Annotated in this window: 22 protein-coding genes; 15 read left to right on the top strand and 7 right to left on the bottom strand. The window is 67.0% G+C overall.

The features are described 5' to 3' along the window. Window positions 1-51: 51 nt before the first annotated feature. The 4 genes from rimK to WD184_03295 form a co-directional block, all read right to left on the bottom strand. Window positions 52-942, bottom strand: a complete 891-nt coding sequence (gene rimK, locus WD184_03310; protein ID MEX0825776.1) for a 30S ribosomal protein S6--L-glutamate ligase — start codon at window positions 940-942, stop codon at window positions 52-54. Beyond that, window positions 939-1,364, bottom strand: coding sequence for a RimK/LysX family protein (locus WD184_03305; GenBank protein ID MEX0825775.1), 426 nt, complete (start codon window positions 1,362-1,364; stop codon window positions 939-941). Before WD184_03305 ends, rimK begins: the two co-directional genes overlap by 4 nt. Window positions 1,365-1,573: 209 nt before the next feature. Continuing rightward, entirely contained in the window at window positions 1,574-2,353 is a 780-nt protein-coding gene (locus tag WD184_03300; protein MEX0825774.1) for a DUF1295 domain-containing protein, read from the bottom strand. After that, on the bottom strand, window positions 2,350-3,789 hold the full coding sequence (locus WD184_03295; GenBank protein MEX0825773.1) for a DUF2867 domain-containing protein: 1,440 nt from the start codon (window positions 3,787-3,789) through the stop codon (window positions 2,350-2,352). Before WD184_03295 ends, WD184_03300 begins: the two co-directional genes overlap by 4 nt. 246 nt (window positions 3,790-4,035) lie before the next feature. On the opposite strand from WD184_03295, the gene WD184_03290 reads away from it, so the two are divergent. From WD184_03290 to WD184_03265, 6 genes are all read left to right on the top strand, one after another. After that, window positions 4,036-5,145, top strand: a complete 1,110-nt coding sequence (locus WD184_03290) for a glycosyltransferase family 4 protein (protein MEX0825772.1) — start codon at window positions 4,036-4,038, stop codon at window positions 5,143-5,145. A 66-nt stretch (window positions 5,146-5,211) separates the two neighbouring features. Next, window positions 5,212-5,565, top strand: a complete 354-nt coding sequence (locus WD184_03285; GenBank protein MEX0825771.1) for a hypothetical protein — start codon at window positions 5,212-5,214, stop codon at window positions 5,563-5,565. Continuing rightward, a complete protein-coding gene (locus tag WD184_03280) occupies window positions 5,565-7,154 on the top strand; it encodes a neutral zinc metallopeptidase (GenBank protein MEX0825770.1) in 1,590 nt (529 codons plus the stop codon). Before WD184_03285 ends, WD184_03280 begins: the two co-directional genes overlap by 1 nt. Window positions 7,155-7,173: 19 nt before the next feature. Next, the gene (gene uppS, locus WD184_03275; GenBank protein ID MEX0825769.1) at window positions 7,174-7,986 is read left to right on the top strand and encodes a polyprenyl diphosphate synthase; all 813 of its coding nucleotides are present in this window, start codon (window positions 7,174-7,176) and stop codon (window positions 7,984-7,986) included. Between the two features lie 115 nt (window positions 7,987-8,101). Continuing rightward, window positions 8,102-8,722: a hypothetical protein gene (locus WD184_03270; protein ID MEX0825768.1), complete on the top strand. Its 621-nt coding sequence runs from the start codon at window positions 8,102-8,104 to the stop codon at window positions 8,720-8,722. Beyond that, window positions 8,722-9,480, top strand: coding sequence for a deoxyribonuclease IV (locus tag WD184_03265; protein ID MEX0825767.1), 759 nt, complete (start codon window positions 8,722-8,724; stop codon window positions 9,478-9,480). The genes WD184_03270 and WD184_03265 overlap by 1 nt, the downstream gene beginning before the upstream one ends. A 105-nt stretch (window positions 9,481-9,585) precedes the next feature. Here WD184_03265 and WD184_03260 read toward each other — a convergent pair whose 3' ends face one another. The 3 genes from WD184_03260 to WD184_03250 all read right to left on the bottom strand — a co-directional run bounded on the left by WD184_03260 (window position 9,586) and on the right by WD184_03250 (window position 11,955). After that, complete coding sequence (locus tag WD184_03260; GenBank protein MEX0825766.1) at window positions 9,586-10,692, bottom strand: inositol-3-phosphate synthase; 1,107 nt, start codon at window positions 10,690-10,692, stop codon at window positions 9,586-9,588. A 16-nt stretch (window positions 10,693-10,708) separates the two neighbouring features. Further along, entirely contained in the window at window positions 10,709-11,230 is a 522-nt protein-coding gene (locus WD184_03255; protein MEX0825765.1) for a PadR family transcriptional regulator, read from the bottom strand. A 248-nt stretch (window positions 11,231-11,478) separates the two neighbouring features. Next, complete coding sequence (locus WD184_03250) at window positions 11,479-11,955, bottom strand: pyridoxamine 5'-phosphate oxidase family protein (GenBank protein MEX0825764.1); 477 nt, start codon at window positions 11,953-11,955, stop codon at window positions 11,479-11,481. A 160-nt stretch (window positions 11,956-12,115) separates the two neighbouring features. On the opposite strand from WD184_03250, the gene panB reads away from it, so the two are divergent. The 9 genes from panB (at window position 12,116) to WD184_03205 (ending at window position 17,815) form a co-directional block, all read left to right on the top strand. After that, window positions 12,116-12,967, top strand: a complete 852-nt coding sequence (panB, locus tag WD184_03245) for a 3-methyl-2-oxobutanoate hydroxymethyltransferase (GenBank protein ID MEX0825763.1) — start codon at window positions 12,116-12,118, stop codon at window positions 12,965-12,967. Then, window positions 12,964-13,500 (top strand): DUF192 domain-containing protein, encoded by a 537-nt coding sequence (locus WD184_03240; protein ID MEX0825762.1) that lies wholly within the window; start codon window positions 12,964-12,966, stop codon window positions 13,498-13,500. The genes panB and WD184_03240 overlap by 4 nt, the downstream gene beginning before the upstream one ends. Window positions 13,501-13,744: 244 nt before the next feature. Further along, a complete protein-coding gene (gene rpsF, locus WD184_03235) occupies window positions 13,745-14,029 on the top strand; it encodes a 30S ribosomal protein S6 (protein ID MEX0825761.1) in 285 nt (94 codons plus the stop codon). A gap of 82 nt (window positions 14,030-14,111) precedes the next feature. Then, the gene (ssb, locus tag WD184_03230; protein MEX0825760.1) at window positions 14,112-14,561 is read left to right on the top strand and encodes a single-stranded DNA-binding protein; all 450 of its coding nucleotides are present in this window, start codon (window positions 14,112-14,114) and stop codon (window positions 14,559-14,561) included. 23 nt (window positions 14,562-14,584) lie between these two features. After that, window positions 14,585-14,857 carry a 30S ribosomal protein S18 gene (gene rpsR / locus WD184_03225; GenBank protein ID MEX0825759.1) on the top strand — a complete coding sequence of 91 codons (273 nt, stop codon included), beginning with the start codon at window positions 14,585-14,587 and terminating at the stop codon, window positions 14,855-14,857. Further along, a complete protein-coding gene (rplI, locus tag WD184_03220) occupies window positions 14,854-15,300 on the top strand; it encodes a 50S ribosomal protein L9 (protein ID MEX0825758.1) in 447 nt (148 codons plus the stop codon). The genes rpsR and rplI overlap by 4 nt, the downstream gene beginning before the upstream one ends. Then, on the top strand, window positions 15,300-16,658 hold the full coding sequence (dnaB, locus tag WD184_03215) for a replicative DNA helicase (GenBank protein ID MEX0825757.1): 1,359 nt from the start codon (window positions 15,300-15,302) through the stop codon (window positions 16,656-16,658). The genes rplI and dnaB overlap by 1 nt, the downstream gene beginning before the upstream one ends. 84 nt (window positions 16,659-16,742) lie before the next feature. Then, window positions 16,743-16,889, top strand: a complete 147-nt coding sequence (locus WD184_03210) for a hypothetical protein (protein ID MEX0825756.1) — start codon at window positions 16,743-16,745, stop codon at window positions 16,887-16,889. 11 nt (window positions 16,890-16,900) lie between these two features. After that, window positions 16,901-17,815, top strand: coding sequence for an LLM class flavin-dependent oxidoreductase (locus tag WD184_03205; protein ID MEX0825755.1), 915 nt, complete (start codon window positions 16,901-16,903; stop codon window positions 17,813-17,815). The last annotated feature ends 131 nt before the right edge of the window (window positions 17,816-17,946 follow it).

Raw genomic sequence — 17,946 nt, 5'->3', positions numbered from 1 at the left:
CGGAGTCTTGCGGAAGGCGGAAGGCCTTCTTGCTGGAGGCTGGAGGCCGGGCTAATCCTCCTCCGGGGGCGGATGAAAACGCTTCTCCAGGTACTCGATGACTGCGGCGGCTACGTCTACTCCGCTGGCGGCTTCGATGCCTTCGAGGCCCGGCGACGAGTTCACCTCGATCACCAGCGGGCCCTCGTCGCTGCGGAGCATGTCGACGCCGGAGAGGTCGAGGCCGAGGGTGGCGGCGGCGGTGAGGGCGGTCTCTTCCTCTTCTTCGGTGAGTTCTACCGCCCGGGCGGTTCCTCCGCGGTGGAGGTTGGCGCGAAACTCTCCTTCGGCGGCGACGCGCTCCATGGCCGCCACCACCTTGCCGCCGACCACGAAGGCGCGCAGATCGGTGTTCTTGGCTTCCGACACGAAGCGCTGCACGAGGATGTTGGCGTCCAACTGCCGGAAGGCGGCGATCACGGATTCGGCCGCCTTGAGAGTGGGGGCGAGCACGACGCCCACCCCCTGGGTGCCTTCGAGCAACTTGATCACGTAGGGGGGCTTGCCCACCACGTCGAGGAGGCCGGAGATGTCCTTGATCGAATGGGCGAATGAGGTCACCGGGAGCCCGATGCCAGCGCGGGAGAGCAATTGCAGTGAGCGGAGCTTGTCGCGCGCCCGGGATATCGCCTGCGACTCGTTGGCGGTGAGCACATGCATCATCTCGAACTGGCGGACGACCGCGGTGCCGTAGAACGTATAGCTGGCACCCACCCGGGGAATCACCGCGTCGAACTCGAGCTCCCGCCCGGCGAAGAGCACCCGGGGCCGGCGCGATGTGATGTCCATGTAGCAGCGGAGGTAGTCGACCACCGCCACGTCGTGACCCCGGGTCTCGGCTGCTTCGACCAGGCGCCTCGTCGAGTAGAGCCCGGGTCGCCGGCTGAGAACTCCGATCCTCATCGCGGGCCCCCGAGGAGATAGGAAGCGCCCGGATCGACCACCACCCGGTTGCTCATCGCCTCGCGGCCGAGGAGCATCCGATATTGCATGCGGGTGCGCCGGGCGAGAGTCACGTCGATCGACCACTGGTCGTCGCCGATCGCCAGATCGGTGCGGATCACATAGCGCTCCTCTTCCCTGCCGCCGCGACCGGGGTTGCGGATGCGGCGTTCGTCGACGATCGGAGCCTCGGCCTCGACCGTCTGTTTCCGCGACAGGTGCACCCGAAACCGGACCATTCGTTCCCCGTCGGGTGTGAGGAACTCCTCGATCCGGGTGACGTCGATCGATGACGAGCTCGCCCCCGTATCGATCTTGGCGGCGATCGCTTGGATGCCGAGTCCCGGCAGACCGACGATCTCGCGCCATCCCACTGTCAGCATGTCGCAGAGGCTAGAGCGGTGAATCGAGGGCAGGGAGGCGGGGTGCCACAGGCATCGACCAGGCGGGTAGCCTTCTGCTATGGCATCCAAGAAGAAGTGGCTGGGCATGGCGGCGCTCTTCGCAATCGCGGTCGCGTTCGTGAAGCGAAAGAAGCGGGACGAGCACGGCGACTCGGTGAAAGGCTCGGTCGAGACCTGACCGGTCGACCTCACTCGGGTCGCGGCGGGCCCGGGAAGAACGCGTTGGTGCGCGCTGCGTATCCCTCATAGCCGGGGCGGCGTTTGGCGATCGTCTTCTCCAGCGTCGCCACGCCACTCACCCGGATGAGCAGCCATGACATCAGCATCGGCCCGATGACGGTCCACGCGGTCCCCGAGGGATCCAGGGCGGCGATGAAGATCCCCCACCAGACACAGAAGTCGCCGAAGTAGTTGGGGTGGCGGGTGTATCGCCACAGACCCCGATCCATCACCTGGTCCCGGTTGTCGGGATTGGACTTGAAGCGGGCGAGTTGCCAATCACCGATCGCCTCGAACGAGAGCCCGATACCCCAGACCGCGATGCCGATCGCGCTGAGCAGGCCGATCTCCCCCGGAGCGAGCATCGCCACCTGCACCGGGAGCGAGACGATCCACAACAGCACCCCCTGGAGCAGGAACACCGTGACCAGGCTGACGATCCAGAACCGCGATCCCCATCGCCGGCGGAAGGCCTGGTAGCGGTAGTCCTCCTCCTTGCCGATGCTCCTCCAGAGGAGGTGGCCCGACAACCTGATTCCCCAAAGGGTCACCAGCAGGGCGAGGAGCAAGTCGTGCGCCCCGCGGTCCCCCGCCGCGATGAAGGCGGTCCACGCGACGATCGTGAAGCCGGTGCCCCAGAAGGGATCGACGATCGAGGCGTTGTGGAGGGCAAGGCTGACCAACCACACCACCACCATCGAGAGCGCGGTGACCACCCCTGTGATCAGCAGCGTCTCGGGCAGGTTCACCGCGTCGAGTACCCGCGTTCTTCAGCGGCCGCGGCGATGCGTCGCGCCATCCGCGGGAAGACGATGCGATGGGCGGCGAGCATTCCGTACCAATACACCCGGCCTCGCCACCGCCGCGGGCGAAACCACGCGGTCTGGATCAGGTCGGCCCCGAACTCGGTGTCACGGGTCTCCCACTCGAGCCACGCCTCACCAGGGATCTTGAGTTCGCCGCGCAAGCGGAGGCGCCTTCCCGGTTCCACCTCTTCGACCCGCCAGCAGTCGACGACCTCACCCACCCGCAACTCATTGGGATGCCGTCGGCCGCGCCGCAGTCCGGGACCGCCCACTGCTCGATCGAGAAGGCCGCGTATCCGCCATGCCCAATCGAGCCCGTAGTACCCGACACTGCCGCCGATGCGGCTGAAGGCCCAGAAGAGGTGAGCGGTCTCGGCGTCGGTGGGCACCACCTGGCGGTCCATGTAGACGATCTCGCCCCGCCAGGAGCGGTTCGGTTCCGGCGCCGGCGGGTGGGATTCGGCATCGGACCAGCGGGTGATCACCCCACCCGGAAGCCGCGACAGGGCCCGGCGAAGGGCGACACGATATGGGGTGGGGTCGTCCACCAGCGGTTCGGGCGACTCGGGCACGAGACCCGATCGCAGGTCCTCGATCAAGGGACGCGCCACCCGCGCCGGCAGTGGGGTCACCAGCCCCGCCCACAGCGACGACAGTCGGGCGGCGGTCATCGGCACCGGTATCGCCCGCCGCTTCCGCAGGCCGGCCTCGTCGGCGTAGATCTTCATCATCTGCAAGAAGGTGAGCACTTCGGGCCCGCCGAGCTCGACGACGCGGCCGTGGGCCGAAGCGTCGGTGGCGGCAGACGTCAGGGCTTCGATGACGTCTCTCACCCCGACCGGCTGGCACTCGTTTCGCACCCAACGCGGGGCGAGGAGGATCGGGCTGACCTCGGTGAGGGACCGCACCATCTCGAACGACCGCGATCCCGAGCCGATCACCGGTCCCACCCGGATCTCGGTCACCGGCACCACCCCCGAAGCAAGGATTGCACCCACCTCGTGCCGGACCGCGGCGACGCGGGAATGGATGCCGTCGGCCGCCCCCTGCGCTCCGAGGTACACGATCCTCCGCAGCCCGGAGTCCTCGGCGGCGAGGCGGAAGTTGTCGGCGCCGGATCGGTCGAGGTCGGCGAAGCCCTTGCCGGCGGCCACAGAGTGGACCAGGTAATAGGCCATGTCGCAGCCGGAGGCCGCCTCCTTCAGGGAGGGGGCGTACAGCACGTCGCCGGCGACGACCTCCACCTCGCGCCTCCACGGGTGCTGGGCGAGCTTGGCGGGACTGCGAGCCAGGCAACGGACCTGATGCCCCGCGTCGAGCAGCCGCGGCACGAGGCGACCCCCGATGTAACCAGTGGCACCCGTGACGAGGATTCGCATAGCCGCGCGAGGCTAGGGGAATTGGGTGGATAGGAGTCTCCAGTCTCCAGTCCCCAGTCTCCAGTCTCCAGTCTCCAGTCTCCAGCAAGAAGGCCGTCCGCCTTCCGCCATCCGCAAGAGCCCGTCCTGACCCTCGGCACGCGCTCGACCGGTCGCGCATTGCGCATTGCGCATCGCGCATTGCGTATTCCGTATTGCGCATCCCTCATCCCTCATGCCCTTGCTCCGAGGCGCCGATGAGTCCTCATGCCGGGGTCCATCCGCGTCTTTCATCTGATTCACGACCTCGGCCCCGGTGGGGCCGAGCATGTTCTCGTCGACCTGGCCTCGGTGGCGGCCGGCGCCGGCATCGACCTGACGGTGGTGAGCATGCTCCCCACCGACGGCCTCCGCTATCCGGAGCAGCTGCGCGCCGCCGGAGCCCGGGTGGCTTCGCTCGATCTCCGCGCCTGGTGGGATCCGCGCGGTCCCCGTCGGCTGCGTCGGCTAGTCGAGATCGGACGGCCTGACGTGCTCCACTCCCACCTCAAGCACGCCGACTTCATCGCCGGCAGGGTGGCCTCGCGGAGCGGGATCCCCCACGTTTCCACCCTCCATGTGATCGAACGAGATGTCTCGGGTATCGCCCTCTTCAAGCGGAACCTCGCGGCGAGGTCCCGGAGGCGGACCGCGGCGGCCACGGTGGCCGTCTCGGAGGCGATGCGGGGTTGGTACCTGGAGGAGTTCGCCGAGGAGCCCGGCCGGGTGGTGACGATCCGCAACGGCGTGCCCGACCCCGGTGAGCCCCTCGAAGGCACTCGCGCCGCGGTGCGGGCCGAGCTGGGGATCGTTCCCGATGCCTTGGTTGCCGCCACGATCGCGGTCATGCGTCCGGGGAAGGGTCACGAGGTACTACTGGAGGCGGCGCGCTCCTCTGCCGGCGTGGTCTTCCTCCTGGTGGGCGACGGACCGCTGGAAGGCCGATTGCGGTCCCTGGCGGCGGACCTCCCGCCGGGTCGGGTGGTTTTCGGCGGCTTTCGGGAGGACGTCGATCGGATCCTGGCGGCGGCCGACCTGGTGGTACACCCATCGCTGGCGGACGCACTGCCGACCGCGCTCATCCACGCCATCGCCGCGTCTCGCCCCGTGATCGCCTCGGATGTCGGTGGGGTGTCCGAGATCGTGACTCCGGGCGCCGGGATCCTGGTGGCTCCGGGTGATGCGGCCGCTCTCGCCGCCGCGGTGGCGAGCCTCGCCGGCGACCCCGAGGAGAGGGCTGCGATGGGCAAGCACGGTCGCGAGCGGTATGACGAAGAGTTCGGCGCGGATCGATGGGCGGGGCGGCTGCGCTCGCTCTACGAGCGAGTGGTGGGCTGAGGCCGTAGCCCCCGGTTGAATCCGAGGACTGGCTACTGTGCCGCGTCACAGCCATTTGGAGGATCAGTGGCCGCGACCATCACCGTCCGGCCCATCGCGGCGGGAAAGCTCGCCGAGTGGCGTGCTTTCCATGCCGAGCTGATGGGGCCCCGCCGCATCGAATGGGCTCAGTCGCAGCGGCGGCGTGGCATCACCCGCCAGGTGGTGTCGGTCGTCGATCACGGCGACACCCACCTCGCGGTGGTCTTTTCCGAGGGTCGAAATCCCGACGCCGCCGTACGAGCCATGGCCGACTCATCCGAGGCATTCGACGTCTGGATGTGGGGCCGGGTTCAGGACTTACATGGCGAACCGCTGGCTGCCGAGACGACACTGGACACCGCGCCCCGGCCGGGACCCTGGAGGGGGTGGAGGAAGTGATGAGGACCCTGGTTCTGATACTCGCCCTGGGGCTGGTCGCGGCGGCCTGCGGCGACGATGGTGAGTCGGTCATCACCACCACGACGACGACTGGCGCCGGCACCACCTCGACCACCGCTGCCGCATTCGAGTATCCGACCCAGATCGTGGATGCGTTTGTCGATGGGTGTTCGGTCGATGGGACGGTGGAGTTCTGCCGCTGCACCATCGACGAGTTCCAGGAGCGGATGTCGCTCCAGGACTTCCTTGACCTCGAGACGGAGGGCGACATCGAATCGCATCCCGTCGTGGTCGAGATCGTGGACATCTGCCAACGCAGCACGGGCGATACCACCACTACCACCGCGGGAGGGTTCCAGCCGATCCGCGACATCGAGACCCTGATCAATATCTCCATCACCGACCTCGAGCAGTTCTGGGCTGTCGAGTTGCCGGCGGTGTTCGGCCTGGAGTACGAGCCGGTCGCGGTGTTCGGCCCCTATTTCGTCTCCGAAGGTGACGTGCCGATCTGCGGCGGTCCCCTGTCGCCCGACCAGTTCGAGGTGAACGCGTTCTATTGCCAACTCAACGACAGCGTGCAGTGGGATCAGGAGGGCCTGATGGCACCGCTCTACGAGGGCTACGGCGACTTCACCGTCGCCCTAGTTCTCGCCCATGAGTGGGGTCATGCGATCCAGGCTCGCTTCGGATTGGACGACTCGGTTCCGACGATCGTGTCCGAATTGCAGGCCGATTGTCTCGCCGGAGCGTGGACCGGGCGGATCGACAGGATGGAGAGCGACCTCCTCCAGTTGGACCCCGGCGACCTTGAGGAAGGCATGGCAGGCTTCCTGCTGATCGGCGACTCCCTCGGCAGCGCCCCCACCGGCCCCAATGCCCATGGCAACTCGTTCGCGCGGCTGAGTGCCTTCTTCGATGGCTACGCGTTGAGCACCGAGCACTGCGCCACCTTCGAGGACACGCCGCCCCCGTTCTTCCATGTTCCCTTCGTCGCCGAGGACGGGAGCGTCGACCTTCCCTACGCCGAGGCCGCCGCGTTGCTGTCGGGCTCGCTCGAGGCGTTCTGGGCGCTCGTCTACCCGGAGGTGTTCGGCGAGGCTTGGGACCCGGTCGACTCCACCGTGCCGTACTTCCCCTCGTCGGGTGACCTTCCATCGTGCGGCGGATTCACCTCCGACACCTCCTTCTACGAGGGCAACGTGTTCTACTGCCCGCCGGAGGACTACGTCGCCTGGGACGAAGAGCAGCTGTTCCCGGGCCTCTACACGGAGATCGGCGACTTCGCTCTCGGGTTGGTGCTGGCCACCCAGTGGCACGAGGCGGTGCAGCACAAGGCCGGTCTCGAGACCGATGGTGTTCTCGCCACATTGCAGCGCGACTGCCTCACCGGGGTGTGGACCGCGGCCATCACCTTCGAGGACAACCCGACCGGGATCATCCTCACGGCGGGCGACCTCGACGAGGGCATCGCCGGCTTTCTGCAGACATCGGCCCCGGCGGGCACGGAGGGCTACGCGACTGCTTTCAGACGGTTCGAGTCCTTCAAGGCGGGGTTCCTCGATGGCATCGATGTCTGCGGGCTTCCATGAAGCGAATCGCCCCGGGGTCATGACGGAGTCTGCTGATAGGCGTTCCGGGCCATCGCCGCGTAGGGCCGCGCTGACCCGGCCCCTGTATCGGCTCTACGAGGAGCGCCTCCTTCGATCGCTGGACCGGGAGAAGCTCCCTCGACACGTCGGGGTGATCCTCGACGGGCACCGGCGTTTCGCTCGGATCGCCGGCCTTCCCGACTACGCCTCGTCGTATCGGGCGGGGATGGACAAGCTCGCCGAGTTCCTCGGCTGGTGCGGCGACCTCGACGTGCCGGTGATGACCTGCTGGGTGCTGTCGCAGGAGAACCTCGAACGTCCTCCGGCCGAACTGGAGCCGTATTACGAGGTCCTGATCGACCTGTTCGAGCGGCTGCCGGCGATCGGAGGCGAGGACCTGCAGGTGGGTGTCATCGGCAGCGTCCATCTTCTGCCCGACCGGCTCCAGCAGGCGGCGCGTCAGTTGTCGGCGTCTTCGCCGCGCGGGCGGCGGCGGCTCAACCTGGCGCTCGCCTACACCGGCCGCCAGGAGATCGTCGACGCGGTCCGCGAGCTGGTGGCGAAGCTGGCCGCCGACGGGGTGGAGGCCGAGCAGATGGCCGAATCGATCGATGCGGGGGCGATCGCCGCCCACTTGTACGCCGCCGATCTACCCGACCCCGATCTGGTCATCCGCACCAGCGGGGAGTCGCGGTTGTCGGGCTTCCTTCTGTGGCAGGCGGCGTATGCCGAATACTCGTTCGTCGACGTCCACTGGCCCGGCTTCCGCCGGGTCGACTTCTTGCGCGCCCTACGCGATTTCACGCGGAGAGAGCGCAGGTTCGGGAAGTAGCGCAATGCGCGATGTGCAATGCGCGACGCGTCAAACCCTCCACGGACGCGGACCGCAGGTCGCGCATTGCGCATTGCGTACCGAGAGTGGGGCTTGCTGATCTACCCTCCAGCCCATGCCGGTCAGCGTTTCCATCGCCCGTTCGCCTCTTCGCTTGCTGGCGTATGCGGCGTTTGCGGTGCCGGCGATCCTGCTGGCGGTCGACATGATGGCTGCCTATCGCTGGTTCCCCGAGCCGGCATTCACCGAATCCGTCGTCGGCACCACCATCAACGAGAACGGCGAGTCGGTGGACGTCGTCTCCAGGTCGTTGACCCAAGACGGCCGCGCCCAACGGCGGCGTGACCTGGTGATCGCGTCGGCCCTTCTGGTGGGCGGGTCCGGGGCAATGATCTGGGGGTTGAAGGAGCTCGTCCTGCCGACGATCTTGCTGAAGGCGGACGATGAGGGGATATCGGTCCGGGTCGACGGTCCCGCACGGAGGTCGCGCCTGTTTCCTTGGGAGGAGGTGGTCGAAGTCCGCTCTGGTGTGATCGACAGCGAAGGAGCGCCGGTTTCGGTGCTCTCGATCCGTCTACGGGATATGGGCCTGCTGCCCTCCGACCCGTCGGGTGCTGAGCCCGATCCGCCGTGGATCCACCTGTATGCGGATGAGTGGGATCGACCCGCCCACATGGTGGCTCCCCTCCTCGATCAGCGGGCCGGTCGCCCCCGGGTCGCCGGGGCCGACGAGTGATCCCGATCGGGGCCCACGTCGGTACCGCCGAGCCGCTGCCCGAGGCCGCCGCTCGTGGCGCGGACCTCGTCCAGATCTTCCTGTCGAACCCGCAGTCGTGGAAGGCGCCTCCTCCCCGTCCGGACGCGGCGGCACTGGCCGCGTCGAGCCTGCCGATCTACGTGCACGCCCCCTACCTCATCAACGTCGCCTCACCCAACAACCGGATTCGGATCCCCAGTCGCAAGATCCTCGCCGACACCCTGGCCGCGGCGGGGGCTATTGGCGCCGCCGGGGTCATCGTTCATGGCGGCCATGTCGGCGACGATGAGGATGTCGCTGTCGGGTACGACCGTTGGCGCAAGGCGCTCGACTCGGTCGAGGTGACGGTTCCGGTGCTTCTGGAGAACACTGCCGGCGGGGGCAATGCGGTCCTGCGGGAGATCGACGGATTCGGACGATTGTGGGAGGCGATCGGCGCCTTCCCGGTGGGGGTGGTGATCGACACCTGCCACGCCTGGGCGTCGGGGGCGGAACTGGATGGCTTGCCCGATCGAGTGCGAGGACTCACCGGCCGGCTCGACTTGATCCACTGCAACGATTCGCGCGACCCCCACGGCTCAAGCCGCGACCGCCACGCCAATCTCGGAGAGGGGATGATCCCGGAGGACGTGCTGGTCGGCGTGGTCCGCTCCGCCGGGGTTCCCACCGTCGTCGAAACCCCCGGGGATGCCGAGGGGCAAGCCGCGGACATCGCGTGGCTCAAAGCGAGGCTGTAAGAGGAGGGCTACCCGCCTCCCACCTCCGCAAGAGAAGAGAAGACCCCCGGACTTTCTCTCCACGTTCTTGCCAATCGCCAATCGCAGCCGAGCCCAGCGAGGCTCCTACCCCAGATAGTCGGCGAGTTCTTGCTTCGTCGGATCCTCGCCGGCGGCGAAGCGCTCGACGTTGTCGTGGGCGTCGTCGTCGCGGAACTGAACCGGGGGGCTCTTCATGAAGTACGAGGATGCCGCCAGCAGCGGTCCTCCCACACCCCGGTCGAGGGCGAGCTTGATGCAGCGGACCGCATCGATCACGACGCCAGCCGAGTTGGGCGAGTCCCACACTTCGAGCTTGAGTTCGGCCGTCAGGGGCACGTCACCGAACGCCCGTCCCTCCACCCGGATGTACGCCCACTTGCGATCGGTGAGCCAGGGCACGTAGTCCGAGGGCCCGATGTGGACGTCGTCTGCGTGGAGCCCGTTCTCGAGTTGGGAGGTGACCGCCTGGGTCTTCGAGATCTTCTTGGATTCGAGACGCTCGCGCTCGAGCATGTTCTTGAAGTCCATGTTGCCGCCGACGTTCAGCTGGCTCATCCGTTCGACTACCACACCCCGGTCCTCGAAGAGCCGGGCAAGCGTGCGGTGGACGATCGTGGCCCCCACCTGCGACTTGATGTCGTCACCGATGATCGGCACGCCGGCGTCGTAGAAGCGCCGCGCCCACTCGGGGTCGCTGGCGATGAACACCGGGATGCAGTTCACGAAGCCGACTCCGGCCTCGAGCGCCGCCTCGGCGTAATAGCGAAGCGCCTCCTCGGATCCGACGGGGAGATAGGCCACGAGGACGTCTGCCTTCGACTCCCGCAGGGCGGCGACGACGTCGACAGGCTCACTGACCGACTCTTCGACCGTCAGGCGGTAGTACTTGCCGAGGCCGTCGAGAGTGGGGCCGCGCTGCACGATCACATCCGTCTCGACCACGTCGGAGAAGCGGTAGGTGTCGTTCGGTCCGGCCCACATGGCCTTGGTGAGCTCCTGGCCCACCTTGGTCGCGTCGACGTCGAACGCGGCCACGAACTCGATGTCGCGGATGTGATATCCGCCGAGCTCGACATGCATCAGGCCGGGGACCGTGGTGCCCGCCTCGGCTTTCGCGTAATACGAAACGCCCTGAATCAATGAGTTGGCGCAGTTGCCGACCCCGGCAATCGCCACCCTTACTTTGCCCATCTAGTCCTCCCTATCCTCAGGAATCCATCGAGGCGTCGGTCGCCTCATCGGGTGCGTCTCGTTCGGACGCGATGAGTTCGTCGAGCCAGGCCACGTCGGCTTCGGCCGCGCGCACCCCGTGCTCCATCAAGGAGTGGGTGTACCGGTCGACCCGATCGGCCGTCTTGCGCAACGAGTTTCGAGCCGTGGCGATCCGCTCCCGCAGAACGGCCTTGCGCCGCTCGAGGAAGCCGATTCGTGTATTCGGCTCCATGTACCGGAAGAAGGCGAGGCGTACCCGAAATGCGGTGGTGTTCTCCACCTCGGAGCCCTCGTCTTCGAGAAGCTGCTGGAAGTGCTCCTTGCCTTCGGCGGTGATGCGGTATTCCTTCCGCCGTCCCGCCCCTGGGGTGATCTCGACCCACTCGGACTTGTTCAACCGGCGCAACGCCGGATATACCGAGCCGAACGAGATACGCCAGAAGCCCAGGTCGACCAGCCGCTGTCGCAGCTCGTACCCGTGCATCGGCCCCTCGCGGAGCAGCCCCAGAATCGCCATGCCCAACATCGTGTAGATCGTTATATCGGTCCGATATAACGATTGTCAAACCAAGCGGGTTATAACTTTTCGCGAGTTCTTGGCTTCTAGTAGCCAGAACCGTCGAGCGAAAGGCGAAGAGCGAAGGGCGAAACCCCCGACCGAGCGCCTCCAGAGCCCGCTCAATGGGCCGGGAGGAAGCGACCCGGCCCGTCCTTCGAATTGCGAATAGCGAATTGCGAATTGCGGCGGCCGGCAAAGCCGGCCGCCTAATACCCCCCGCCCAGCTTGGGGTGGTCCCAGGTGACCACCCGCGAGGGCTCGACGATCACCGAGGTGTTCTTGGGGGCAAACCGCCCGAACGCCGCCTCCAGGGCCTCACCCTCGAGCACGACCGGGCTGTCGCCGACCATGGCGTACTTGGCGGCGAGGCGCCCGTAGATCCCCAGGGTGTAGGCGGGGTCGTCCACCAGCACGGCGCGCCCCTTGATCATCACCCCCTGGAGTTCGGCGTACCTCTCACCGGTCTCGAGGAGGAGGGTGACTCGAGCGTCCCGCTGGAGGTTCACGATCTTCTGCGACTTGGTGAACGAGCGAAAGACCACCTTGCCGTCCTCCATCACGTACCACATGGGTGCCAGATGGGGCATTCCCCCCCGCCCCAGTGAGGCGACCACGATGGTGTGGCCGGCTTCGAGGAAGGCGCTCACCTCCCCGGGGGTCATCGAGATGTCCTTGCGTGCCATGGGACCGACGCTAGTGCCGGCCTTGGCCCGGGGTTTCCTATGATGGAGGGGTACCCGCAGGTACGGCCGACCAGTAGGCGGCCGATCCACGAAGGCGGGGGTCAACCGAAGACGCGCGATGTTCCCCCAACCGGAACCCGGTGGGGAGAAAGGCTGAGAAATGCGCGACGAGACCCGTGAGAAGCAGACTGCCCCCAAGGTGCGCGCCGCCAAGGGCGGCCCCAAGCTGCGAATGATCACTGCCTACGACGCCCCTTCGGCGCGCATCGCCGACGCCGCCGGCGCCGACATCATCCTGGTGGGCGACTCACTTGCCAACGTGGTGCTGGGCCGCGAGACCACCTTGACCGTGACCATGGACGACATGGTCCATCACACCCGGGCAGTTGCGGGCACCAAGCCGGCTGCCCTCGTGGTGGGCGACATGCCGTGGATGTCGTATCACGTCTCGGTGGAGGAGACGGTCCGCAATGCCGGGCGCATGGTCGCCCAAGGCGGGGCCGAGGCCGTCAAGCTCGAAGGGGGTCGCAAGCGGCTGCCGATGATCGAGGCGGTCCTCGACGCGGAGATCCCGGTGATGGGCCACCTCGGCCTCACCCCCCAGTCGGTGCACGCGATGGGTGGCTACCGGGTGCAGGGCAAGCAGATCGAGGCGGCGCGCGAGCTCATCGCCGACGCCCGGGCACTCGACGCCGCCGGGGTGTTCTCGATCGTGCTCGAGGGGGTGCCCGACGTGCTCGCCGAGTTGATCACCAAGGAGGTCGGTGCCCCGACCATCGGGATCGGCGCCGGACCGAAGGTTGACGGGCAGGTACTGGTCTTCCACGACCTGCTCGGATTGGGCGATGGACGGGTGCCCAAGTTCGTGCGCCAGTACGTCGACCTGGGGGCGATCGCCACCGAGGCCGTCACCCGCTTCTTCGAGGATGTCCAAAAGGGCGACTTCCCCTCGGACGACGAGACATATCACATGCCAGAAGAGGTCGCCCGAGCACTCTTGAGCGACGGGTGACCACCCGTCGTTGGGGACCGCTGGCCCTGGGTATCGGCCTGGCGGTCGTGCTGGCGATCGCGGTGGGAGTCCTTCTCGCCGAGCCGGATCCGGCGACCAGGGCGACCACCGTTCCGCCGGTCATCGGGCCCACCACCGAGACGACGGCCGCAGCCGCCCATCCCCTCGACGCGTTCGAGCACCAGACGATCGTGGTTTCGGGGGACGAGTGGGAGGTGGCCGTGGCCACCGATCGCGACCAGCGCGCCCAAGGGCTCATGGGCGTGACCGACCTCGGTGGTCTCGACGGGATGCTGTTCGTCTGGGACGCCGACGTGGCGTCGGCCTTCGTGATGCGGGACACCCTGCTGCCGCTCGACATCGCCTTCTTCGCCGCCGATGGAACCCTGGTCGACCTGCTCCGCATGGAGCCCTGTGTCGCCGAACCCTGCGAGCGCTATCAGCCATCCGGCTCCTACCGCTACGCCCTGGAAGCCCCCCGGGGAGCGTTCGACGCGATAGACCAACCGTTCCTGTCGGTGGAGGGTCCCTAGGCGGGGGCCTTCCGCCTTCCGCCCTCAGGCTTCCCGCTTCCCGCTTCCCGCTTCCCGCAAGAATCGCCAGACCGGTATCGGCACGCGTTCACCGCTTCCTTCGTATCGCGTATCGCGTATCGCGTATCGCGCTCTCGCCCATTTCCGCGTTCCGCCCTCGCCGCGATACACTCCCCGCCTTCCCCTACTGCCCTTACGGGGGCCTCCCGCCGTACGCGGGTGTCCAAAGGAGGTGGAGCGCATCGTGCGCACGTACGAATTGATGACCATATTCCGGCCTGAGATGGTCGAGAGCGATGTCCGCACCGAAGTCGATCGCGTCGCCGCCGCACTCACCGAGCGTGGCGCCGAGATAACCGTGAACGACTTCTGGGGCAAGCGGCGTTTCGCCTACGAGATCAACCATCTCAACGAGGGCTACTACTCGGTCCTGCAGTTCAACGCCGAACCAGCGGCGATCACCGACATCGATCGGGCGCTATCGCTTTCCGACCAGGTGGTCCGCCACAAGTTCATCCGCCCGGAGTGACCTCTGGAATTCGTCACACCCACCATTCATTATTGAGAGCAATACATCGAGCAACCCCGGCAGCGGGGGCAGAGGGATAGTTATGGCAGCCAATCACGTCACGCTCATCGGCAACCTGGTCGAGGACCCGGAACTGCGGTTCACCCCATCGGGGGTGGCCATGGCGAAGGTCCGGTTCGCCGTGAATCGGCGTTGGCAAGACCGCAATGGCGAATGGCAGGAGGACACCAGCTTCTTCGGAGGCACCCTGTGGAGGGATGCCGCCGAGAACGCCGCCGAGTCCCTGACCAAGGGAGCCCGCGTCATCGTCACCGGCCGCCTCGAGCAGCGCAACTGGGAGACCCAGGAGGGCGAGAAGCGTTCTGTCGTCGAAGTGGCGATCGACGAGATCGGCCCGTCGTTGCGGTGGGCGACTGCCTCCGTCACCAAGTCACCCCGCAGCGGGGACAGCTTCGGCGGTGGATCACAGCCGAACGTCGCCGCCGCCCCTGTCGCCCGAGAGGAATACGGGCCTGAAGAGGCCCCCTTCTAAACACACTTCCCCAGGAGGACACCGTGTCACCGAGATCACAAAAGGCCGAGAAGAAGAAGCGCCGGGTTCCCGAGAGGGGGGGCCGGCGCCCCAAGAAGCAGACCTGTGAGTTCTGCGCGACCCGCGACTGGAAGGTGGACTACAAGGACGTCGCCTCCCTCCGCAAGTTCATGTCGGACCGCGCCAAGATCCGCTCCTCGCGGGTCACGGGCAACTGCCCGCGGTGCCAGCGAAAGATCGCACGGGCCATCAAGAACGCCCGTGAGATGGCCCTGCTGCCGTACCTCGGCCGATGAAGCTCGTACTCACCCAGGACGTGACCGATCTGGGGCACAAGGGAGACGTCGTCGACGTGGCCGAGGGCTACGGGCGCAACTACCTGCTGCCCCGGTCGATGGCGATCAAGGCGACCGCGGGGGCGCTCCGGGACGCCCACACTCTGCGCGAGGCACGTGAGGCGTCCGAGGCCGTCGCCCGGGAAACGGCCGAGCAGGTCGCCCTGGCGCTCGCCGACACCACCGTGGTTGTTGCCGCCCGGGCCGCCGACGAGGGCAAGTTGTTCGGTTCGATCGGCGCCCGCGACGTGGCCGAGGCCATCGCCAAGTACACCGGGGTCGTGGTCCCCGCCGAGCAGATCAGGCTGGCCGGTCCCATCAAGGAGATCGGGCTGCACGAAGTGATCGTCACTCCTTACCGCGACATCGAAGCACGACTGACTCTGGATGTGATTCCCGCGTAATGACCACCCAACTCGACCGCAGAACCCCCCAGGGGGTGGCACCGCCTCACAACATCGAGGCGGAGGAGTCGGTCCTCGGCGCGGTCATGCTGTCCGCCGACGCCGCCAACGTGGCACTCGAGTCCCTGCGGTCCGAGGACTTCTACAAGCCGGCGCACCAGACGATCTGGGAAGCGATCACCGCCCTGTTCGACGGCAACGAGCCGATCGATCCGATCACCGTCTCCGACTGGTTGCGCCGCAACGAGTCGTTGGATCGGGTGGGGGGCATCGGGGCGATCACCCGGCTGATGGAGGGGGTCCCCTCCACCTCGAACGTCGACTACTACGCCGGGATCGTCGACGAGACCTCGGTGCGGCGCCGCCTGTTGCGCGCCGGCGGCGAGGTGGGGACGTTCGCCCTCCGCGGTGACATTCCCATCGAGCAGGCACTCGACTCCGCCGAGGCCGAGGTGTTCGCCGTCGCCGACCGGAAGATGGGGGAGGGCCTCGAACCGGTCGGCCCGATGCTCAAGGCCGCCCTCGAGAAGATCGAGGCGCTCGGCGACGCCGGGGGTGCCGTCACCGGCACTCCTACCGGCTTTCATGAACTCGACCAGATCCTTGCCGGCCTCCATCCGGAGAACCTGGTGGTGGTGGCGGCCCGGCCCGGCATGGGCAAGAGCACGCTGGCGATCAACATCGCCGCCAACATCGCCGACCACAAGAAGCCGGTCGCCCTCTTCACCCTGGAGATGAGCCGCGAAGAGGTGGTCCATCGCCTTCTGGCCTCACTGGCCGGGGTGGACGCCTCGAAGATCAAGACCGGCCAGCTCGACGTCGACCGGTGGCGCAAGCTGAGCCAGGCATCATCGAAGCTGTACGAGATGCCGTTCTATGTGGACGACTCTCACGACCTCACCGTCACCTCGATCCGGGCCAAGTGCCGCCGCCTCAAGCGTAAGGGCGGCCTCGAGCTGGTGGTCGTGGATTACCTGCAGCTGATGCAAGGCCCCCGGGCGGCCGAGAACCGCCAGCAGGAGATCGCCGACATCAGCCGCTCGCTCAAGAACCTGGCCCGAGAGCTGAAGGTTCCGGTCATCGCCGTCTCGCAGCTCAACCGGCAGTTGGAGTCGAGGGAGAACAAGCGCCCCCGCCTCGGCGACCTCCGCGAGTCGGGTGCCATCGAGCAGGACGCCGACGTCGTGCTGTTCATCTATCGCGACGATTACTACGACGCCAACAACCCCGAGAACGCCGGCATCGCCGAAGTCGAGATCGCCAAGCACCGTGCCGGTGCCCGGGGAACCATCAAGCTGGCGTTCGCCGCCGAATTCAACCGCTTCGCCAACCTGGCGCGCCGCGAAGACCCGATGTAGCGGCCGAGCTTCGCTCGGCCGCAATCGGCAATTCGTCGACGAGGGACCCTGGTCTAACCTCGCCCCAACTCCGACAGGGGGCCGATGGCGATATCTCTACCGAGCGCTCTCAAGCGGGTTCTCGGAGCGACCGCGATCGCCGGTGCCATCGTCGGCGGCACCCTCGGCCTGGTCGGGTTCGGGTCTACGGTGGATGATGACCGTCCGACGGTTGGCGCACCGACCGACTGAAAGGACCGTCGATGATCCGGTACGCCCTTCAAGCCCTCGGCGCCACCTACGAGGAGACCCTCTCGTGGGCTCGGTTTGCCGAGTCGCGAGGTTTGGCCGCCTTCGCCATCCCGGACCACTATCTCCGCGGCGGGGGCGACAGCGCGTCGGCCCACGACGCCCTGGTGGTGATGGCCGGACTCGCCCGTGAGACGACTTCTATCGAACTGGTTCTGCTGGTGAGCCCGGTGACCTGGCGGCATCCGGCGGTACTGGCAAAGTCTTATGCGTCGCTCTACGAAATGTCGGGCGGAAGGGTGACTCTGGGCGTTGGCACCGGTTGGATGGAGCGGGAGCACACACTGTTCGGGTTCCCCTTCCCGGAGCGAGCCGAGCGGTTCGACATGCTTGAGGAAGCGCTGGGGTACTTGCGGGCCGCCTTTTCGGATCCGCCGAGAGCGTTCAGCGGCAAGCACTACTCCTTCGAGGCCTTCGACATGCAACCGCGTCCGCCGCTGCGGCTGGTCGTGGGCGGCATCGGCCCAAAGAGAACGCCCGAACTGGCAGGCCGGTACTGCGACGAACTGAACGCCTACCCCGCCCCTCCCGAGGCTTTTGCCGCCAAGGTGGCCGTGGCGAGGCAGGCGGCGACAGACGCGGGCCGCGATCCCGACGCACTGCTCATCTCGTCCTCGGGAGTGCTCACCGCCGCCGACGACGAGGCCACCTACCGCAAGATGCTCGAGGCGCGCGCCGCCGAGATGTCCGTGAAGGTCGAGGACCTCGAGGAGTCGATGCGGATGCGGAACTCACCGCGGGGAACCTGGGATCAGGTCCGGGAAGTGCTTGGTGGCCTGGAGGACGCGGGGTTGCAACGCTTCTACATCCAGGTGGCCGACGACGACATGAGTCGGGTGGATCACGCTCTCGAGCGTCTCCGCTCCTGACGCGACACTTGGTGGCGGCGGCTACTCACGGTGAAGGTGAACGGCTCGGCCCACACCACCTACAAGTTCACGGTCAACGAACCCGCCTGATCGTCGGTCTGAACCGGGTAGAAGCCCTCCGGGAGAGATCA

This window comes from Acidimicrobiia bacterium (assembly GCA_040878325.1).
In the GTDB taxonomy this organism is placed as follows: domain Bacteria; phylum Actinomycetota; class Acidimicrobiia; order Spongiisociales; family UBA11373; genus JAUYIV01.
Note: the sequence above shows the minus strand (reverse complement) of the source record. Positions and strands in the feature narration are given on the sequence as shown.

What these genes read in the sequence shown, in the direction of transcription:
- rimK (MEX0825776.1), bottom strand. Translation starts at nt 942, where the DNA reads ATGAGGATCGGAGTTCTCAGCCGGCGACCCGGGCTCTACTCGACGAGG.
- WD184_03305 (MEX0825775.1), bottom strand. Translation starts at nt 1,364, where the DNA reads ATGCTGACAGTGGGATGGCGCGAGATCGTCGGTCTGCCGGGACTCGGC.
- WD184_03295 (MEX0825773.1), bottom strand. Translation starts at nt 3,789, where the DNA reads ATGCGAATCCTCGTCACGGGTGCCACTGGTTACATCGGGGGTCGCCTC.
- WD184_03290 (MEX0825772.1), top strand. Translation starts at nt 4,036, where the DNA reads ATGCCGGGGTCCATCCGCGTCTTTCATCTGATTCACGACCTCGGCCCC.
- WD184_03280 (MEX0825770.1), top strand. Translation starts at nt 5,565, where the DNA reads ATGAGGACCCTGGTTCTGATACTCGCCCTGGGGCTGGTCGCGGCGGCC.
- uppS (MEX0825769.1), top strand. Translation starts at nt 7,174, where the DNA reads ATGACGGAGTCTGCTGATAGGCGTTCCGGGCCATCGCCGCGTAGGGCC.
- WD184_03270 (MEX0825768.1), top strand. Translation starts at nt 8,102, where the DNA reads ATGCCGGTCAGCGTTTCCATCGCCCGTTCGCCTCTTCGCTTGCTGGCG.
- WD184_03260 (MEX0825766.1), bottom strand. Translation starts at nt 10,692, where the DNA reads ATGGGCAAAGTAAGGGTGGCGATTGCCGGGGTCGGCAACTGCGCCAAC.
- WD184_03255 (MEX0825765.1), bottom strand. Translation starts at nt 11,230, where the DNA reads ATGGCGATTCTGGGGCTGCTCCGCGAGGGGCCGATGCACGGGTACGAG.
- WD184_03250 (MEX0825764.1), bottom strand. Translation starts at nt 11,955, where the DNA reads ATGGCACGCAAGGACATCTCGATGACCCCCGGGGAGGTGAGCGCCTTC.
- panB (MEX0825763.1), top strand. Translation starts at nt 12,116, where the DNA reads ATGCGCGACGAGACCCGTGAGAAGCAGACTGCCCCCAAGGTGCGCGCC.
- ssb (MEX0825760.1), top strand. Translation starts at nt 14,112, where the DNA reads ATGGCAGCCAATCACGTCACGCTCATCGGCAACCTGGTCGAGGACCCG.
- rplI (MEX0825758.1), top strand. Translation starts at nt 14,854, where the DNA reads ATGAAGCTCGTACTCACCCAGGACGTGACCGATCTGGGGCACAAGGGA.
- dnaB (MEX0825757.1), top strand. Translation starts at nt 15,300, where the DNA reads ATGACCACCCAACTCGACCGCAGAACCCCCCAGGGGGTGGCACCGCCT.
- WD184_03210 (MEX0825756.1), top strand. Translation starts at nt 16,743, where the DNA reads ATGGCGATATCTCTACCGAGCGCTCTCAAGCGGGTTCTCGGAGCGACC.
- WD184_03205 (MEX0825755.1), top strand. Translation starts at nt 16,901, where the DNA reads ATGATCCGGTACGCCCTTCAAGCCCTCGGCGCCACCTACGAGGAGACC.